14 protein-coding genes and 1 pseudogene are annotated in these 17,719 nt (G+C 62.0%); 11 read left to right on the forward strand and 4 right to left on the reverse strand.

The annotated features are described in order from the left end of the window. Window positions 1-53: 53 nt before the first annotated feature. From IPM54_24625 to IPM54_24670, 10 genes are all read left to right on the forward strand, one after another. On the forward strand, window positions 54-656 hold the full coding sequence (locus tag IPM54_24625; protein ID MBK9262976.1) for a tRNA-(ms[2]io[6]A)-hydroxylase: 603 nt from the start codon (window positions 54-56) through the stop codon (window positions 654-656). Between the two features lie 6 nt (window positions 657-662). After that, the gene (locus IPM54_24630) at window positions 663-2,045 is read left to right on the forward strand and encodes a hypothetical protein (GenBank protein ID MBK9262977.1); all 1,383 of its coding nucleotides are present in this window, start codon (window positions 663-665) and stop codon (window positions 2,043-2,045) included. A 46-nt stretch (window positions 2,046-2,091) separates the two neighbouring features. Next, entirely contained in the window at window positions 2,092-2,373 is a 282-nt protein-coding gene (locus tag IPM54_24635) for a hypothetical protein (GenBank protein ID MBK9262978.1), read from the forward strand. Between the two features lie 2 nt (window positions 2,374-2,375). Further along, window positions 2,376-2,768, forward strand: a complete 393-nt coding sequence (locus tag IPM54_24640) for a hypothetical protein (GenBank protein MBK9262979.1) — start codon at window positions 2,376-2,378, stop codon at window positions 2,766-2,768. 248 nt (window positions 2,769-3,016) lie between these two features. Further along, entirely contained in the window at window positions 3,017-3,490 is a 474-nt protein-coding gene (locus tag IPM54_24645; protein MBK9262980.1) for a H(+)-transporting ATPase, read from the forward strand. Next, entirely contained in the window at window positions 3,487-4,515 is a 1,029-nt protein-coding gene (locus IPM54_24650; protein MBK9262981.1) for a F0F1 ATP synthase subunit B, read from the forward strand. The genes IPM54_24645 and IPM54_24650 overlap by 4 nt, the downstream gene beginning before the upstream one ends. Further along, complete coding sequence (gene atpH, locus IPM54_24655) at window positions 4,512-5,054, forward strand: ATP synthase F1 subunit delta (GenBank protein MBK9262982.1); 543 nt, start codon at window positions 4,512-4,514, stop codon at window positions 5,052-5,054. Before IPM54_24650 ends, atpH begins: the two co-directional genes overlap by 4 nt. Before the next feature lie 45 nt (window positions 5,055-5,099). After that, a complete protein-coding gene (locus tag IPM54_24660; GenBank protein MBK9262983.1) occupies window positions 5,100-6,875 on the forward strand; it encodes a F0F1 ATP synthase subunit alpha in 1,776 nt (591 codons plus the stop codon). 3 nt (window positions 6,876-6,878) lie between these two features. Continuing rightward, window positions 6,879-7,805, forward strand: a complete 927-nt coding sequence (gene atpG / locus IPM54_24665) for an ATP synthase F1 subunit gamma (GenBank protein ID MBK9262984.1) — start codon at window positions 6,879-6,881, stop codon at window positions 7,803-7,805. 76 nt (window positions 7,806-7,881) lie between these two features. Next, window positions 7,882-8,493: a threonylcarbamoyl-AMP synthase gene (locus IPM54_24670; GenBank protein MBK9262985.1), complete on the forward strand. Its 612-nt coding sequence runs from the start codon at window positions 7,882-7,884 to the stop codon at window positions 8,491-8,493. Between the two features lie 115 nt (window positions 8,494-8,608). Here the strand turns inward: IPM54_24670 and IPM54_24675 are convergent, their stop codons facing one another. Together IPM54_24675 and IPM54_24680 are read right to left on the reverse strand one after the other, a co-directional pair. Further along, on the reverse strand, window positions 8,609-11,125 hold the full coding sequence (locus IPM54_24675) for a PBP1A family penicillin-binding protein (GenBank protein MBK9262986.1): 2,517 nt from the start codon (window positions 11,123-11,125) through the stop codon (window positions 8,609-8,611). A 417-nt stretch (window positions 11,126-11,542) separates the two neighbouring features. Next, window positions 11,543-12,496, reverse strand: a pseudogene (locus tag IPM54_24680) (serine/threonine protein kinase). Window positions 12,497-12,563: 67 nt separating this feature from the next. Here IPM54_24680 and pgeF point away from each other — a divergent pair. Continuing rightward, the gene (gene pgeF, locus IPM54_24685) at window positions 12,564-13,412 is read left to right on the forward strand and encodes a peptidoglycan editing factor PgeF (GenBank protein ID MBK9262987.1); all 849 of its coding nucleotides are present in this window, start codon (window positions 12,564-12,566) and stop codon (window positions 13,410-13,412) included. Here the strand turns inward: pgeF and IPM54_24690 are convergent. Both IPM54_24690 and IPM54_24695 read right to left on the reverse strand, forming a co-directional pair. After that, entirely contained in the window at window positions 13,402-14,385 is a 984-nt protein-coding gene (locus tag IPM54_24690; GenBank protein ID MBK9262988.1) for a zinc-dependent alcohol dehydrogenase family protein, read from the reverse strand. The two genes, pgeF and IPM54_24690, sit on opposite strands and share 11 nt — an antisense overlap. Window positions 14,386-14,393: 8 nt before the next feature. Continuing rightward, window positions 14,394-17,594, reverse strand: coding sequence for a protein kinase (locus IPM54_24695; protein ID MBK9262989.1), 3,201 nt, complete (start codon window positions 17,592-17,594; stop codon window positions 14,394-14,396). Between the last annotated feature and the right edge of the window lie 125 nt (window positions 17,595-17,719).

Raw genomic sequence — 17,719 nt, forward strand, 5'->3', positions numbered from 1 at the left:
TTCCGCGACCCCGCTGCCCCTCGGCGCAGAGCCGTGCCATACCTCGCTTCGTCGTGCTCTGCCTGACTCAACCGACCGATCCGCGCTGGGCGGATGTTGCCCTCGCCAACCTGCCACTGCTTCTGCGGGATCACGCGCATTGCGAAATGAAAGCTGCATCCAACGCGCTTTCGCTCGCCGCGCGCTTTCCCGAATACGCCGAAGTCGCTCGCGAGCTGGCCTTGCTTGCCGAGGAAGAGCTTCGGCACTTTCGCGCGGTCCTCGACGAGCTGGCTCGACGAGGCATCACGCTCGGCAAGCCCGAGACCGACGTTTACGCGGCCGAGCTACGCAAGCTGGCGAAGGTGGGTCGTTATGGTGCGCCCGAGGATCCGCTCGTCGATCGATTGCTCGTTGCAGCCATCATCGAAGCGAGATCGTGCGAACGGTTCAAGCTCGTCACCGATGCGCTTCGGGTTCGTGGGGATGAACCTTTGCTCGTCTCCTTTTATGAAGACTTGTTTGCATCCGAAGCGCGGCACTACCGCACGTTCGTGGATCTTGCCGAGTCGGTGAAGGGCGACAGCGCGATCGTGCGCCGGCGTCTCGAAGGGATGGCGCGTGCCGAAGGCGAGCTCGTCCGGCGTCTCGGTACCGAACCAACCATTCACGGGTGAAGCTCCATGGATCTCGCGCCGCACGAAATTGATGAGCGAATCGCAAGCGCCGCAACCGATTGGCGCATGGCCGAACGAGCGCTCCGCAAGGACGCTCGAGCCAGTCGGCGCAACGTGCTCGAAGCGCATCGCGCCGTGACCACGCGATCGATGTGGATCGAGCTTGGCGAGCGCTCGAAGGATCCGATCCTCGCAGCGGCGCGCGCGTGGGTGTACGCGCTCGTGCTCGAACGCGTCGGGTGGCCTGCGCGCGTGCGAGCAGCAGAAGCGCTGCATGCTCCATCGATCGAAGTCCCCGATCTCGAACCAGACCGTTTGTCTCCGCGAACGGTCATCGATCGGTTGCTCACCGAGCCCATCTCCGATCGTCGTCGCTTCTACGCCGATGCCTTGGCGACGGGCGCAAGACACCTGCGCGATGCCGAGTTTGTCTTGGCGGAACGTCGTGCGGAGGCGATTCGTCGGCTCGGTGTCGACGACCCCGATGCGCTCGAAGTGCCGCTCGAGCCAGCGACTTCGCTTGCGCGTCTTGCCGAACGCGTGCTCGACGTGACGGCCGAGTTCGTGCCGCGAGCATTGCAGCGGTGGGACGACGTGATTGCGTTCGGTCTTGCGCGAGGTGCCGGTGAAGGTTGGCCGGCGCGTTTGACGCTGCGATGGTTCACCGAGCTCTTCGCGGGCACGGGGCTCTTCGATGGTCTGGCGCTTCCCGCGTTCGATCCTCCGAGGCCGCTTGGTGCGTCGTCGTTTGTCCGGGCACTCGCGCTGTTTGGCCGAGCGTATGCCGAAACGGACGTGCCTCGATCGGCACCGTTTGTGTTCAAACGATCGCCGTTCGACTTGCGTGTGGAAAGGCGCGCTGCGCTGTTCGGAGGCTTGCCCGCGGATCCTTTGTTTGGAAGGCGCGCACTGGGTCTTGGTCGCACGCGTGCGGTCGCTCAAGCGCGCGACATCGCGCATGCGCTCGTGAGCACGTTGCGCATGGATGCCGTGCGCGTGCTCATGCGAGGCGAAGTGCTTTCGTCGGCACGAGCGCGGCGCGAACGTTTCGAAGAGCTCACCGACCGCGCGTTTGGGATCTCGTTTCCGAGTGACGTCGCGTTTGTCCTTCCGCGACTAGGGCCGAGCGATCCCACGAGGCTACTCGGGACGCTGCTCGCGATGTCCGACAAGCAATCGCTCGTCGAACGTTTCGACGAGGATTGGTTCCGCAATCCTCACGCAGCGCTCGCGTTGCGTGCTGAACAAGCCGAGTTGCCTTTGGCGAAGGCTTCGAAGGATGCATCGCTCGATGCCAAGCCAGCGCTGCTTCCATTCCGCACGACCGACACGGAGGTCGATGCTGCGCTGCGGGATCTAGAGCGGATGCTTGCGGCGCTCTTTGGCTGATGGCTCTCCGTGACGAGCGCCGACCGATCCGCTAGGTATGGACCCCGTGGCGCAGAAGTACGGCATTCCTTTGGCGGACTTGCCCGCTCACTGTCTCGATGCGGTCGATGCGGCCGAGCGCGCGCTCGCTCGTTCCGTCGTCCTGCGTGACGGACAACCCGTAGCGGCGATCGTCCCCATCTCGGATCTCGACAAGATCGATCCACCCGATCCCGCTGCCGGAGGAGGAGATCCGCTGCTTGCGCTTTGTGGCACCTGTCGGCACGACGACTTCGTCGATTCGTTGTTCGTCGACCTAGCGCAAACCAGTCTTTGGAACCGAGGGTAGCCATGGCGTACTTGTTCGACACGCCATCGCTTGCCGAAGTCTTGCGGGCCGTACCTTCGCCGCTCTTCGTCAAGCGTCTCTCGATGGTGCCCACGGCGGATCGATGGACCACGTCGATCACCGTCAGTCAGATCCTCATTGCGGCTCGTCGTACGCGCAAAGCGAGGCTCATGCAGGACGTCATTCGTCTCGTTGCGGCCATCAAAGTGGCTCCTTTCGACACGCTCGCGTCCCAATCGTTCGCCAAGTTCCGCTGCACCGTGGCTCCGGAGGCCAGCACGGACGACGTCATGATCGCGGCCATTGCCGTGACGCACGACTTCACCCTGGTCACACGGCGGGTCGAGTCATTTCGCCCGTACCCGCACCTACGCTGTGAGGACTGGACCACGTGAAATCGCGCATTCGTTGCGCGTTCGTCTCGACTTGATCCATGCTCGGGCCAGCTCGCTGGGCACTTTCGTCAAAGACGCTTTCCGTGTCCATGTCCATGTGCTAGTTGGCCCCGCGCCCGACGAGAGGACACACCTCAGTACCTCTCGCGCAGTCTGCATCGCTTCGGAGCAACTAAAGGCGATCCAAGCCTTGGCTCTTTGGTTTTGCGGACCTATGGCGAGGGCAAATCTGGAGACTGTCGGATCCCGTGAACCACCTTCTCGCATCCAGACTATTCGCCTCGACGATCACCGTCGATTTCGACGCGACGTTCATCGCGCAGTTCATCCTCTTCACGGCGTTCATTCTCGTTCTGCGCCCGCTGCTTTTCGATCCGTTGCTCAAGGTGTTTGCCGAACGTGAACGGCGTACCGAGGGAGCAAAGGAAAACGCGCGTCGCATGGACGCCAAAGCGGGTGAGCTGTCTCAGCGTTACGAGGCCGAGCTCGACAAAGTGCGCGTCGAGGCCAATCAAGAGCGTGAGCGGCTTCGTCGCGAGGCGAAGGAGATCGAGGCCAAGATCATGGACGAAGCTCGCGCCGACGTGGCTCGGATTCTCGAGACCGGCAAAGTGCGGATCAACGCGGAAGTCGAGCAGATGAAGAAGGACCTTGCAGAGGCGCAATCGACGCACGCCGCCGACATTGCTTCGCGTGTGCTTGGGCGGGAGGTAGGGCGATGAGGTCGCGCGTGTACGTCTTTGGTAGGCGAACGCGAGCCATCGGCGCCGCGGTCTTGATGGCGTCGGGTCTTTTTGCCGCGAGCGCGTTCGCGCAGACGCCGCCGAACCCGAACCAGGGTTTGCCCGCGGGCCATCCGCCGCTCGATACGCCGCCTCCCGTGCGTCGTCTCGATCCGAACCAGGTTCGTCCGGGTGGAATGCCTGGTCAGCTCCCGGCAAGGCCGATGCCCGGTCAAGCAGGGCGACCCGGTATGCCGGGGCAGGGCCGTTTGCAGCCGCAAGCGCGGCCCATTGCACCACCGGTCGTGCACGATGATCACGCCGACGCTGGTGGCCATGGCGCTGGGCATTGTCCCGGCCATGGTCCCGAGGACGCGCCGCACTTCGACCAGATCAACTGGTGGCACGGCATGATCGGCGTCGACAACGTCAAGTCGCAGTCGCCGAGCTTCGTCGACAAGCTTTTGTGGCGCTACCACAACCCGACGAACCCGTGCGACGAGAAGAACCAGCAAACGCCGCTATTGGCGTCGATCTTGAACCTCGCCGTTCTCGGTTACATCGTCTATCGCTTTGGGCGCAAACCAATTGGCGAAGCGCTCGTCAAGCGCAAGCAGGGCATCATGTCCGAGATCGAGACGGCAGCGCGTCTCGAGCGTGATGCGCAGAAGCGGTTGTCCGAGTACGAGGACAAGTTCGACCAGATTCAGGACACGCTGAAGGCGCTGAAGGCTGAATATGCGGCGCAAGCGGAGGTCGAGAAGAAGCACATCGTGGCCGAGGCGGAAGAGCGTCGGGCGCGCATGCGTCGCGATGCGGAATTCCGTGTGGAGCAGGAACTGCGAGCAACTCGGATTGCGCTGATGCAGCAAGCAGTGGGGGATGCGACGTCAGCAGCCGAAGAGATCATTCGCAAGCGAACCGCGCAGGCGGACATCGATCGGATGAGCGAGGACTATCTCGCGTCGTTGCGCACGGCGATGGCCAGTAGTCGCATCTCGAGCCAGGTCGGAGGCAAGCAATGAGCACCGAAGCGATTGCCAGGCGTTACGCGCGTGCCGTCTTCGAGCTTGGCAAAGAGGAAAAGAATTTGTCCACGATCGCGCGTGATCTCGCGGACTTCTCGGGCGGTTACGAGAAGTCGGAAGATTTGCGCATGGTCTTGGAAAGCCCGCTCGTCAGCGAAGCTCAGCGGGAGGCCGTGCTCGTGGAGATCGGCCAGAAGATGAGCATGTCGCCGACGGCGCTTTCGACGTTGCGTCTTTTGGCGCAGCGCCGGCGGTTGTCTGCGTTGCCCGAAATGGTTCGTCAGTTGGAGAAGCTCGTCGATGACGATGCGGGGGTCCTCCGCGCGGAAGTCACGAGCGCAACGCCTCTCAATGAAAGTTTTCTCGCCAAACTTCGCGCCGAACTCGAGGGCGCGACCGGCAAGAAGGTCGTTATTTCTCACAGGCAGGATCCATCGCTCATTGCGGGCATCGTCACCCGCATCGGCGACCAGGTGATCGACGGAAGCGTCAAGGCTCGCCTCGAAAGCTTCCGCGATTCTCTGCTTCGTACCTAAGCCCCCCCGGGTTTCGACTATCGCCCCCCGGATCGAGGACTCCCCATGCAGCTCAGAGCCGAAGAGATTTCCCAGATCATCAAGAAGCAGATCCAGAACATCGACAAGGCCGCGCTCGTTACCGAGGTCGGCACGGTGCTCACCACCGGCGACGGTATTGCTCGTGTGTACGGGCTGAGCCGCGCGATGGCCGGTGAGCTCGTCGAGTTTGTCGGGTCCAATGGCCAGACACTCGCCGGGCTCGTGCTCAACCTCGAGGCCGACAACGTCGGTTGCGCGATCTTCGGTGACGCGAGCGCCGTCAAAGAGGGCGACTCGGTCAAACGCACGGGCCGCATTCTCGACGTTCCCGTCGGCGAAGCCGTCGTCGGTCGCGTCGTCAACGCGCTCGGTATGCCCATCGATGGCAAGGGCCCCATCGATTCGAAAGAGCGTCGCCGCGTCGAGATCAAGGCGCCGGGCATCATCGAACGTCAAGGCGTCAAGGAGCCGCTCCAGACCGGCATCAAGGCCATCGACGCGATGATCCCGATCGGCCGCGGTCAGCGCGAGCTCATCATCGGCGACCGCCAGACCGGCAAAACCGCCGTCGCGGTCGACACGATCATCAACCAGAAGGGCAAGGGCGTTTACTGCTTCTACGTCGCCATCGGCCAGAAGCTCAGCACCATTCGCCAGGTCGTCGACAAACTCGAGACCTACGGCGCCATGGAGTACACGACGATCGTCGTCGCCTCGGCTTCGGAAACGGCTCCCTTGCAGTACATCTCGCCGTACACCGGCGTCACGATGGGCGAGTTCTTCCGCGACACCGGCCGCCACGCGCTCTGCATCTACGACGATCTCTCCAAGCAAGCCGTCGCGTACCGCCAGCTCTCGCTGCTCCTTCGCCGTCCGCCGGGCCGCGAAGCGTATCCGGGCGACGTCTTCTACTTGCACTCACGCCTGCTCGAACGCGCCGCCAAGATGGCCGACGTTTTCTGGGTCGTGAAGAAAGGCGCCTCCGCGCCGCCTCCAGGCGATCGCAACTTCCGTGGCGCCGACGGCAAGATCCACATGGGCGAGCTCGGCAAAGAGGAAGCCAAGCACAGCCTCGAGAACCTGAAGAAGCAGGGCGGCGACTACGAGATCATCAAGGACACGTGGTCCGGCGGGTCGCTCACCGCGCTTCCCGTCATCGAGACGCAAGCTGGTGACGTGTCGGCGTACATTCCGACAAACGTAATCAGCATCACGGACGGACAGATCTTCCTCGAGTCGGACTTGTTCTTCTCGGGTGTTCGTCCGGCCATCAACGTCGGTATTTCCGTGAGCCGCGTCGGTGGTAACGCGCAGATCAAAGCGATGAAGAGCGTTGCCGGTACGCTTCGTCTCGACCTTGCGCAGTACCGCGCCATGGCGGCTTTCGCGCAGTTCGCTTCGGACCTCGATGCGAAGACTCGCAAGCAGCTCGAGCGTGGCGCGCGCATGGTCGAGCTTTTGAAGCAAGGCCAGTACGTGCCGCTGTCGGTCGAAAAGCAGATTCTCATCATTTACGCCGGCGCCAACGGCTACGTGGATGATCTGCCGATCGACTCGCTCGCGCAGTTCGAGCAAGAGCTTTATGCGTTCGTCGAGTCCAAGCACAAGACGTTGCTCACGGACATCGCCGAGAAGAAGGCGCTCGACAACGATCTCAAAGAGCGGATGAACAAGGCCATCGAAGCTTTCAAGAAGACCTTCGTTCCTGGAGGCAAGCAGAAGGCTGCTGCCGAGGAGGAAGAGTCGGCGGAAGCGAAGCCTGCAACCAAAGCCTCGAAGAAGGCCAAGAAAGCGAAGTAAGCCGTGCCTTCGCTCAAAGCGATTCGCAAGCGCATCACGAGCGTTCGTTCGACGCAGAAGATCACGCGCGCCATGAAGATGGTCGCTGGCGCGCGTCTCAACCGCGCTCAGCAACGCATCACCGAACTGCGACCTTACGCGATCAAAACGCAAGAGGTGCTCAGTGCCATCACGCGATCGATGCGTGCGGCGACCGAGGGGGTTTCTCCCGACGCACTCGAAGGAGCGCTCGATCAGTCGCTGCATCCCTTGCTCGTGGAACGTGCCGAGCGTCGAGTGCTGCTCGTCGTGCTGACGAGCGATCGCGGTCTTTGCGGTGCGTTCAACACGAACATCAACAAGCGCGCCGAGCGTGAGTGGAAGACGCGTGTCGAGCAGGGGCAGGACGTTCGGATGGTCGTCATCGGTCGCAAAGGCCGTGACTACATGTCTCGACGAGGTGCTCCGGGCCTCGAGCACTTGCCCGGCATTTGGGAGAACTTGAAACTCGAAACGGCCGAGCGTGTTGGTGCGACGATCCTCGAGCCCTTCAACAAGGGCGAGGTCGACAGCATTTATCTCGTCTACAACGAGTTCAAGAGTGCGATGAGCCAGCAGGTCGTTTGCGAGCGCCTGCTTCCTGTCGCACAACCTGAAGCACAGCCCGAGAAGAGTGCTGGACTCGAAGCGACCGAGTTCACGTTCGAGCCGACCCCGAGCGCTTTGCTCGAAGTGCTCGTGCCGATGTACGTCGACATCTCGATCCTGCGTGCGCTGTACGAATCGATGGCCAGCGAGCTCGGTGCTCGTATGACCGCGATGGATTCGGCCACGAAGAACGCCAAGGAAATGGTCGAAAGTTTGACGCTCCAATACAACCGCGCGCGTCAAGCAGCGATCACCAAGGAACTCATGGAGATCATCGGCGGCAGCGAGGCACTCAAGGACTGACGTCCGAGCCTGCTCCGCCGGTAACCTCCGACAAACCTCCCTTCCCACCGGGCGCTTACGGCGCCACTTGTACACCGTGGCCGTCCTGCTCCCCATCAATCCCGAACATCCCGAGCCTCGCAAGATCAAGCGAGTCGTGGAGATCCTCGAAAAAGGCGGTGTCATCGCTTATCCGACCGACACCGTCTACGGCATCGGTTGCGACTTGATGAACAAGCAAGCGATCGAGAGCCTGTACCAAATCAAGGGCATGCAGCGCGACAAGAACCTCGCGTTCATCTGCCCTGATCTCGCCGACATCTCCAAGTACGCCATCGTCGAGAACGCTACCTATCGCGTGCTCCGGCGCCTCTTGCCCGGTCCCTATTGCTTTGTCCTCCAAGCAACTCGGGACGTCCCCAAGATCGTGCAGATGAACAAGAAGACCGTAGGCATTCGCGTGCCTTCGCATCCTGTTGCTCAAGCGATCGTGCGTGAGCTCGGGCGTCCCATCATCAGCACGACGGCCGCGCCTCCGGGTGAAGAGCCCATGGTGGATCCGTGGGAGATCAAAGAATTGTTTCCCGGCCTCGAATTGGTCGTCGATGCGGGACCGTGTGGGAACGTGCCTTCGACGGTCGTCGATCTATCGACGGGCGAAGTCGTGATCGTGCGTGAAGGCGCGGGCCCGATAGACGATTTGGTTTGAACGGGTTTCAAAATGATCCCGGGGGGGGCCGAGCCTCGGCCCCCCCATCGTAAACTAGCCTCGCGAAGCGCGCGTCTCACGCGCGCGAAGCGAGCGCACAAGCCCAGACCCGGCTTCAGAGCCCCGCGTCTGCCTCGTCATGTTCTTCTGGCTCTGGCACCGGAAGCGTCGGTTCTGCCGATGCCGCAGGCATGATCTCGGGCGCGCTTGCCCCCGTGCCCGCTTCATCGACGTCCGCGTCTACGTCGGCATCTGCTTCGCCATCGAACGGAGCGTCGATGCCCGCATCGGGCGCTGTGTCCGCCAAGAAAAACTCTTCGAACGCATTCTCTTGTCCTTCGTAGGCGAGCAGTCCCGTTTCCGGATCGATGAGCCTCGTCTCGATGCCCGTCGACGGAACTTCGAGCGTGCGAGCGGGTTTGTCCTTCAACGCTCGCTTCATGAAGTCCACGAACGCAGGTAGCGACGCCACGGAACCCGTTTCGCCTCGGCCCATGGGTGCCGCATCGTCGAAACCCGTCCACACGGCGCAAGCAATCTCTTGGGTGTACCCGACAAACCAAGCATCCTTCGACGCGTTGCTCGTCCCGGTTTTGCCCGCGACCCATCGTCCCAATGCTTTCGCACGCGTTGCGGTTCCCTTTTCCACGACGCTTCGCAACAGGTTCGACAAGACAAACGATTCTTGCTCCGTCATCACCTGACGCGGTTCGGGCTCGGGGCCGAGCTTGATCTCGACACCTCCAGGACCCGTGATCTTCGTGATGAGGCGCGGCTTTCGATATTCCCCCTTCGCCGCGAACGTCGCATACGCCGCAGCCATCTCGCGCGGCGTCACCTCGTAAGCACCGAGCGCAAGCGAAAGGTCCGTCCCCAGCTTCGAGTTGATGCCGAGATCTTTCGCAAACGCGGCGACGTTCGTTGGACCCACGCGCTGTATCGCATCCACCGCAGCGACGTTCACGCTCTGTGCGAGCGCCTCACGCAAAAGCTTCGGCGTCTTCCCTTCGCTCTCGTCGTAGTTGTGCGGCTGGTAGCCGTTGATCGATTCGGGCGACGTCTTCATCTGCGTCGCAGGCGTGAGCAGCCGCGCGTGCAGCCCGTATCCGTACACGAATGCCTTGAACGTCGAGCCCGGTTGACGCTTTGCAAGCGACCGATCCAAGCCACCTCGGACGCCTTCGTACCCACCCACGAGCGCCACGATCTCGCGCGTCGCCACGTCGACCGCGACGAGCGCCGACTCCGGTGCAAGCTCGAGTCGCATCGCAGCGAGATGCGGTGCCGCAGGCGTCAACTCGTCCGATGGATCCAACGTGCTTTCACCAACGCGAGGATCCGCCGCGGCAGCGGCCGCGTCTTGAGGATCCACCAGGCTCACGCGAAGTACCTTGCCCACCTTCGCAAATTGGCTGGGGAACAAACTATTCGGGTTGTAACGACTCTTCGTCGGTTTGATTTCGACAAACCCGTTCACGTTGCCGATGCGCACGAGCAGTTGGTTCTTCGCGTCGTCGTGCCCCGTGACGACGCCGCTATACACGCGATGCCCGCGTGTCGACGGCGCCCCTTCGAATGCGGGCGGTTCCTTCTTCCCCGGAGCGAGCGGTGGGACCAGCTTGTGACGCGCGAGGTAACCATCGAGGCTCTTGCGAACTGCTTCACGCGCGTACGATTGCAAGTCTGGATCGATCGTCGTCCAGATCGTGTAGCCACCCTGATCGGCTTCTGGGCCCACCACATCACGCAGCGTGCGTCGCGCCTCTTCGACCACTTCCGGCGCGAGCTCACGGAGCACTTCGCTTGGCGAAACGAGCGTCACCGGTTCCGCGCGTGCAGCGTTGATCTCTTCTTCCGTCGCCAAACCTTTCGCGAGCATTTGTCCGAGCACGTACGTGCGTCGTGACTTCGCTCGTTCCAAGTTCACTCGCGGCGAATAAGCGCTCGGCCCCTTCACGATGCCCGCGAGCAGTGCGGCCTCGGCAATCGTCGCTTTCGCGATGGGTTTTCCGAAGTAGTACTGACACGCCTCTTCGATCCCGTAGCGCCCGTGACCGAAGTAGATGTGGTTCAGGTACAGCCCCAGAATTTGATCCTTCGTCAGCTCTTGCTCGATGCGCCGCGCCAGGATCACTTCACGCATCTTTCGATCGAGCGTGCGTTCGGACGTGAGCAACACGTTCTTCACGACCTGTTGCGTGATGGTGCTCGCGCCTTGCTTCGCCGTTGCTCCGCGAAGGTTCTTGTAGAGCGCCCTGAGCATGCCGGGATAATCGAGTCCTTTGTGCTCATAGAAAGACGCGTCTTCGGCGGCGAGAACCGCGTGGATGACGTGTTTCGGAACGTTCGCGATGTCGACGAGCGTGCGCCGTTCGACGAACAACTCACCGATGACCTGGCCATTTCTGGCCATCACGCGAGTGACTTGTGGCGGATGGTAGTTCTGCAGCTCGGTGGTCGAAGGGAGGTCCGCCTCGTAGCTCTTGATGGCGCCGGCGACGAAGAGCATCGCGCCCGTCGCGAGCAGCACGAGCACGATCGCGATGCGGCGTGTCCAGCGTCGAATGATTCGCCAGCGTCTGCGAGACGCACGAGAAGCAGCGGATTGTTTTGCAGCTTGTTCGGTCGCCATGTTCGGCCACTCGACTAAACGCCGATTGCGGCTGGATTCGTCCGACTAACGGATGAGCTTCAACACCACGACGGCGAGTAGCACGCCCACGAGCAGAAAGCCGACGGCTACGGCTGCGAGCACCAAGGCAGACGGCGATGATGACACTGCTTTGCTCGAGTCCGACGGCTTGGAGATCGGTTTGGAAGAAGGCGGCAAGCGCTGAGACGGAGCACCTTCGATTCCAAGTCTGTTCGCCGATGACATGGGCGCACGCGGAGGCGGCGCGGGCGCGAGTTTGCCCGAGCTGACGGGCGCTTCGGCACCTGCACGAGCCGAGCGTGGTTCCGGGGCGCCATTTCGCGACGATGGAACCGCCGGCGTGCGCTCAGTGTCGGCCGGCCTTGGCTGAACCGGTTTCGGCGTGGGAATCGCCTTGGCCTCGGCATGCGTTTGCGACGCTTGCGCGAGCGCTGCGGAGTCCTTGGGGAATATTCCGGAAAAACCCTTACCTCCACCCGGCGCGTAAGGCTTCAAGGCATCGGCGAAGTTTTGCGCCGTCGCGTATCGATCTTCAGGACGCTTCTCGAGTGCCTTGGCGAGCACGTCTCCGAGGCCTTGCGGAAAGGTTTTTCCAGCAACGCGCACATCGAGATGGATCGGCGGCTTCGTGATGTGATGCTGGATGTACTCCATCGGCGTGCGCGCCTCGAACGGCAGCTTGCCCGTCAGCATCTCGTACAAGATCACGGCCAACGAATAGATGTCGCTGCGCGCATCGAGCGTTTTGCCCTGCGCTTGTTCGGGCGACATGAACTCCGGCGTCCCGAACACCATCCCTTCTTGCGTCAGCATCACCGATCCCGGCCGCAGCTCGCGTTCGGTCACTTTGGCCAAACCGAAATCGAGCACCTTCGGGAAATCGCGAAGCCCTCCGTTCGTCGACAGGAAGATGTTCTCCGGCTTGAGATCGCGATGCACGATCCCCTGCGAATGCGCCTCCTGCAGCGCACCGCAAACCTGAATCATGATCGGCACTGCGCGCTCGGCCGCCATGGGGCCATCTTTGCGCACGCTTTGATTCAGGTTTTTCCCCTCCAAGTACTCCATCACGATGTACAGCGACCCATCTTCGAGCTCGCCGTAGAGGAGCACTTTCACCGTGTTCGGATGCGTCAGATGACTCATCGCTCGCGCTTCGCGACGGAAGCGCGAGACGAGGTCTTTGCGGTTCGCGAGCTTCGGATGGAGGATTTTTACGGCCACCATCCGGTTCATCGCTGGCTGGGCCGCTTTGTAAACGGATCCCATCCCGCCCGACCCGATCTTCTGCAGGATCTGGAACTGCCCGCCGAGGATGTCTCGACCGATGTTCGGGTCTTGCGGACGCATCTCGCTACTCGCGCGAAAATATCACCTCGCAGGCGCCGCTCGTCCATGAGAGCCTCAATCATTGAGGATGGTTTCCGTGCTGCGACCTGACGGAGAGCAAGCGTCCCAACGCTCCACCCCGAATGCTGATTCCACAGCCGCGTTGTTCGACGTTTCGCCGCTGCTCAGCGCTGCGGGATTCAAACATGCTTTCTTCACCCGAATCGGCGGAGTCAGTCAATTTCCGCTTGACTCTCTCAATGTTGCCGCCGGCGCAACCGGAGACGATCCCGCCGCAGTACGAGAAAACGTTCGCCGCTGCGCCGCTGCGCTCGGGGTTCGTCTCGAACAACTCTACTTCGTGTCGCAAATTCACAGCACGGACGCTGTCATCATCGACGGCTCCGAAGACCGCGACGAGGTCGTCGAACGCAAGGCCGACATCACTGCATCCCGCGTCTCCGGTGTTGCGTGCGCCGTACGCTCCGCCGATTGCGTGTCCGTGCTCCTCGGCGATCGCAGGAGCGGCGCCGTCGTCGCGGCTCACAGTGGTTGGCGCGGAACCGTGGCCAACGTCGTCAGCGCCGGTGTCGAGGTGATGCGTAGCCTCGCACCATCACCCAGCATCATCGCAGCCATCGGACCGCATATCGAAACGTGCTGCTTCGAAGTTGGCGAGGACGTTGCTCGCGATCTCGCCAGCGCTTCTTCCGCCGGGCCGTCCGTCATCGATCGCAGCTTCGCCAAACCGCACGTGAACCTGCGTCGCGTCATTCGCGCGCAACTCGTGAGCGCAGGCGTCGACGACGCCAGCATCGACGACGTGCCCGGATGCACCGTGTGCAACGTCGAGCGCTACTTTTCGTTTCGGCGCGATGCGGACAAGAGTGGTCGCATGCTTGCCGCGATCGTCGCGCGTTCGGGCGCTACCCCTTGACCAGCAAGATCTTCCCGCTGCGTCCGCCTCGTTCCGCGTGCACCACCGCTTCCTTGATGCGGTCGAGCGTGTAGGTGGCTTCGACCGGAATCGTCACCGTCCCTTGGGCGATGAGATCGAGCACGCGAGCTTGGACTTCGTCGAGCCTGGGCTTTTGCAACTGCGCTCGCATCGAAGCGAACCAGAAACCACGCACGTGAATGTCGCGAAACACCAAGTCGTTGGTCGCGACGCAGCCGGCATCGCCGCTCATTGTTCCAAGACAAACCACCGTCCCGCCATGATCGATGCAGCTCGTCATGCGCGTCGTGGCTTCACCTGCAACGGCATCCAGTGCGAAACGTATCTTCGCGCCACGCGTCGCGGCCGTGACGCGTTTGCCAAGCTCGGGACCATCGGCCAGCGCGACGTCGGCTCCGAGCTTTCTGAGCGGCGCACATTGAGCCGCACGGCGAACCACGTTCACCGTCTTCAGCCCGCGGGCTTTGGCGTGTTCGATGATCCAACGACCAAACGCCGAGTTGGCCGCGTTTTGCACGATCCATTCGCCCGGCTCGAGCTTCGTGATCGTTTCGAGAACGAAGAATGCGGCCAGTGGATTCAGCGTCGCCATCGCCAGTTGTTCGATCGGCGCATCCTCCGGTGCCGGAACGACTTCGTTCGCTGCCACTTTCATCCGCTCGCGCCACGTGCCCGCGTTGAGCGGGAGCAGTACACGCTTGCCCAGAGCGAGCCCTTCGACACCGGGGCCCAGCGCGATCACTCGACCGACACCTTCTTTGCCCGGAATCGTCGGCAGCTTGGGCAGCGCACCGTAAACGCCGTGGAGAATCAACAGATCGGACGGATTGATTGGAGCTGCAATCATCTCCACCAGAACCTCGCCCGCGTGCGGTGGTTCCGGCTCTGGCACATCGAGGTACCGGACCACCTCGGACGGTGGACCGAACCCATCGACTCGAATCGCTTTCATCGTTCGTCTCAGGAAGGACGTTTCTTCCAATCCTTGCGAGGAAGATCCTGTTTGGCGGGTTTTTCTTGGGCCATCGACCGAAGCACGTCACGAATGTTTTGCTCCGGCACAAGCGGCTCGTTTTGGCCCGTCTCGTTGCGTTCCTCTTTGTCCGACCCAGTGCCTTTGTCCACGTCCGCTGCCGCACTCTTGTTCGCATCCTGTGACGAAGAGATGGATCTCTCGAGCATCACTTGCGCGACTTTGCGGTGATACACCTGCCGCGTGCTGTGCAGCATCGATTCGTACGCCGTCGCATGCATCAGCACGTACTTGAACGAAAATGTCGCCCGTGGAATGCGGCCACGCTGATGCAGAATCTCGGCTTCGACCAGTTTCTCCAGGCCACGCTGCAGCGAAGCTGCATCCATCGGCGCAACCGCCTCGATCAGGTCATACGCAAACTCGCGTCCGAGAATCGCGGCCAGTTGCGCGACGCGTTTGGCCGAACCGAGGCGATCGATTCGCGCCATGAGCGAGTCACGTAGCGTCGAAGGCACAGTGAGCTCGGGCATCGCGGCCTTTGGTACATACCGGCCACCTCGTTCGACGAGCGTCTTCGACTCGAGCAGCGTCTTCGTCATCTCTTCGATGAACAGCGGAACCCCGTCGGTCTTGTCGATGAGCTGATCGAAAACTTCCTTCGGAAGCTCGATACCTTTCGTCAGCTCGTCGACCATCATCTTCACGCGTTTGGCCGTGAGCCGTCCGAGAGTCACCGTGCTGATGTGCGCGCGTGGGGTCCATGGTGCCGTGAACGACGGCCGCGCCGTGCCGAGCAAGAGCGCGTTCAGCGTTGCGATCTCTTGGGAAAACTCGCCAATGAATTCGAGCGTCGCTTGATCGGCGCAGTGCAGGTCGGCCATGAGCAACACCACGGGCTGCCGTTGCCCCAGTGCGTCGATCGCCGACACCAACATTTCCGAAAGCTTCCCGCGCTGTTCTTCGGCCGTCAGCTCGATCGGCGGATACCGATCCCACACGGGCAAACCCATGAGCTCACCGAAGAGCGGCATCACTTCGTCCAGCGAATGGCCAAAGTGCGTCATCGCGCGTTCGAGCTTGCTGATCTTTTCGAGCGGCGTGTCTTTGTCGGTGAGCACGAAAAGCTGGCTGAACAGCGTCGCGATCGGACGCATCGGTCGGTCGCGATGGTCGTGCAAACATCGCGTCTCGATCCACTTGTGCGCCATGGAGTCGAGTCTGTCATGAAAAACCCGCGTCAAGCGCGACTTGCCCATGCCTGCCTCGCCCACGATGATGACGACCTGCCCCAATCCCTCTTCGACGCGAGCCCATCGATCGAGGAGCAGGCCGAGCTCCAAATCGCGCCCCACCATCGGCGTGAGACGCCCCGTGGGCATTCCTTGCAAGCGACTTTGCGCGCCGTTTTCGTCGCTCACCTGAAACGTCTCGATCGACTGCGGATACCCCTTCAGCGTGCGCAAACCGTGACTCTGACATTGGTAAAAATGCCGCACGAGACGTTGGGTCGTGCCGCTGATGAGCACTCCGTTGCGCCGCGCCAAGCTCGATAGCCGCCATGCAACCGTCGGCGTTGCTCCAGCGATCGCTGCTGGTTGCGCAGTCGTGTCTTCCGAAATCTCCCACGTCAGCACGAGCCCCGTATGCACTCCAACGCGCACATCCAGACGTAGGCTGGTTTGCCGCGTGTTGAGCTTTTCTGCCGTCTCGATGAGCTCGAGGGCAGCCGCTACCGCTCGTCTCGCGTCGTCCTCGCGCGCGATCGGATAACCAAAGTAGGCCAGTTGTCCTTCGCCTAGCGGTGCCGCCGTTTGCCCACGATGCCGCGCGATGACCTGGACGAACATGTCCTTGTACTCGCTCGTCAAACGCTCGAGTTTGTCGCGGTCGATGTTCGTCGAGGGCTCGTACGCTGCGAGCACATCCCATGCGACGATCGTGAGCTGACGCCTTTCGGCTTCCGGCAAGAGCGTCTCGTTGCCCGCGCGCAAAAGCGTTGCGCCCGCTGCCTCCGATGGCTCCGACGAACGCGGAGGGGGCAGGGGCACAGCCGAGGGCACCTTCGACTCTCGATCCTGCAACTGGACGTTGTGCCGTTGCCGAGACGACGGGCGCGTGTGCGTGCGTTCTCGTTCCGAGCGCGGCACCGCATGCGAGGGCATCGTTGCGGGAGGCGCACTGTCGGGCGCGGCCGGCACCTGCATCGGCGCGGCATTCGCGTTTTCCGTAGGAGGCACCTCTTCGATTTGCAGGGCCGGTTCCGTAGGGAAAACCATCCGCGGGACTGTGGCTTCGTCGACGGGCGGTCCAATTCCGAGCGTCCGCGCAAGGGCCTTGACCAAGTCCCACACCGACGCGAATCGCTTCGTCGGATCCCGGTCGCACGCCTGGAAAAACCATGCATCGAACGCCGGCGTGATCAGCGAATTGCGCTCCGACGGCGGAGGCATCGGCTTCGATAAAATCTCGACGAGCAGCTCGGCCATCGTGAGCGATTTCCAATAAATCGCTCCTGTCAGCAGTCGGTACGCGATGAGGCCGAGCGCCCAAAGATCCGAGCTCGGACCAATTCGTGGCGTGTCTCCCGTGGCTTGTTCGGGCGGCATGTAGAGCGGCGTCCCGAGCACTGCGCCCGTGCGCGTGAGCCCCGCGTCGGCGATGTTTCCAAGCCCTTCGCCGGCCATCTTGGAGATGCCGAAATCGAGCAGTTTGACGATGACTCGCCCGTCGAAATGCTCGTGCAAAAAAATGTTCTCGGGCTTCAGATCTCGATGCGTGATGCCCAGAGCGTGCGCCTTGCTCAATGCATCGGCGATCTGCCAGTAAATGCCCACCACCTCACTCGGCGGAAGCGCTCCTTGCCTCTGCACGTACGCTTCGAGGTCCGAACCGCGCAGCAGCTCCATCACCAAAAACGGCGCATTTCCGAGCTCTGCGGATACGTCGGCGTCGATCACTCGAACGACGTGGTCGCTGCGAATTCGCGCGGGTAACCACGCCTCGCGCTTGAACCGTTTGACAAGCTTCGGATTCGCACCCGCGTGCGCCTGAAGCACCTTCATCGCCAATTCTTCGCCCGTGTACACGTGTTCGACCAGGTACACGGTGCCCATGTTCCCCTCGCCAATCGGCTGGATCACGCGATAGCGCGAAGCAATGAGCGCAGGGATCTTCTCAGGCAGCATCTTCCGTGACTCGGCGTCCCGACGCAGAGAATTGGCGCATCACGCGTGCCCCATCCAAGACCAACCCCGAACTCGGGTTTCGAGGCGGGCAATCGAGAGCAAACGCAAAAACCATCGTAGGTTGC

This window comes from Polyangiaceae bacterium, assembly GCA_016715885.1.
Taxonomy (GTDB): domain Bacteria; phylum Myxococcota_A; class Polyangia; order Polyangiales; family Polyangiaceae; genus Polyangium.

Coding starts and splice junctions, on each gene's coding strand:
- IPM54_24630 (MBK9262977.1), top strand. CDS start 663: ATGGATCTCGCGCCGCACGAAATTGATGAGCGAATCGCAAGCGCCGCA.
- IPM54_24640 (MBK9262979.1), top strand. CDS start 2,376: ATGGCGTACTTGTTCGACACGCCATCGCTTGCCGAAGTCTTGCGGGCC.
- IPM54_24650 (MBK9262981.1), top strand. CDS start 3,487: ATGAGGTCGCGCGTGTACGTCTTTGGTAGGCGAACGCGAGCCATCGGC.
- atpH (MBK9262982.1), top strand. CDS start 4,512: ATGAGCACCGAAGCGATTGCCAGGCGTTACGCGCGTGCCGTCTTCGAG.
- IPM54_24660 (MBK9262983.1), top strand. CDS start 5,100: ATGCAGCTCAGAGCCGAAGAGATTTCCCAGATCATCAAGAAGCAGATC.
- IPM54_24675 (MBK9262986.1), bottom strand. CDS start 11,125: ATGGCGACCGAACAAGCTGCAAAACAATCCGCTGCTTCTCGTGCGTCT.
- pgeF (MBK9262987.1), top strand. CDS start 12,564: ATGGTTTCCGTGCTGCGACCTGACGGAGAGCAAGCGTCCCAACGCTCC.
- IPM54_24690 (MBK9262988.1), bottom strand. CDS start 14,385: ATGAAAGCGATTCGAGTCGATGGGTTCGGTCCACCGTCCGAGGTGGTC.
- IPM54_24695 (MBK9262989.1), bottom strand. CDS start 17,594: ATGCTGCCTGAGAAGATCCCTGCGCTCATTGCTTCGCGCTATCGCGTG.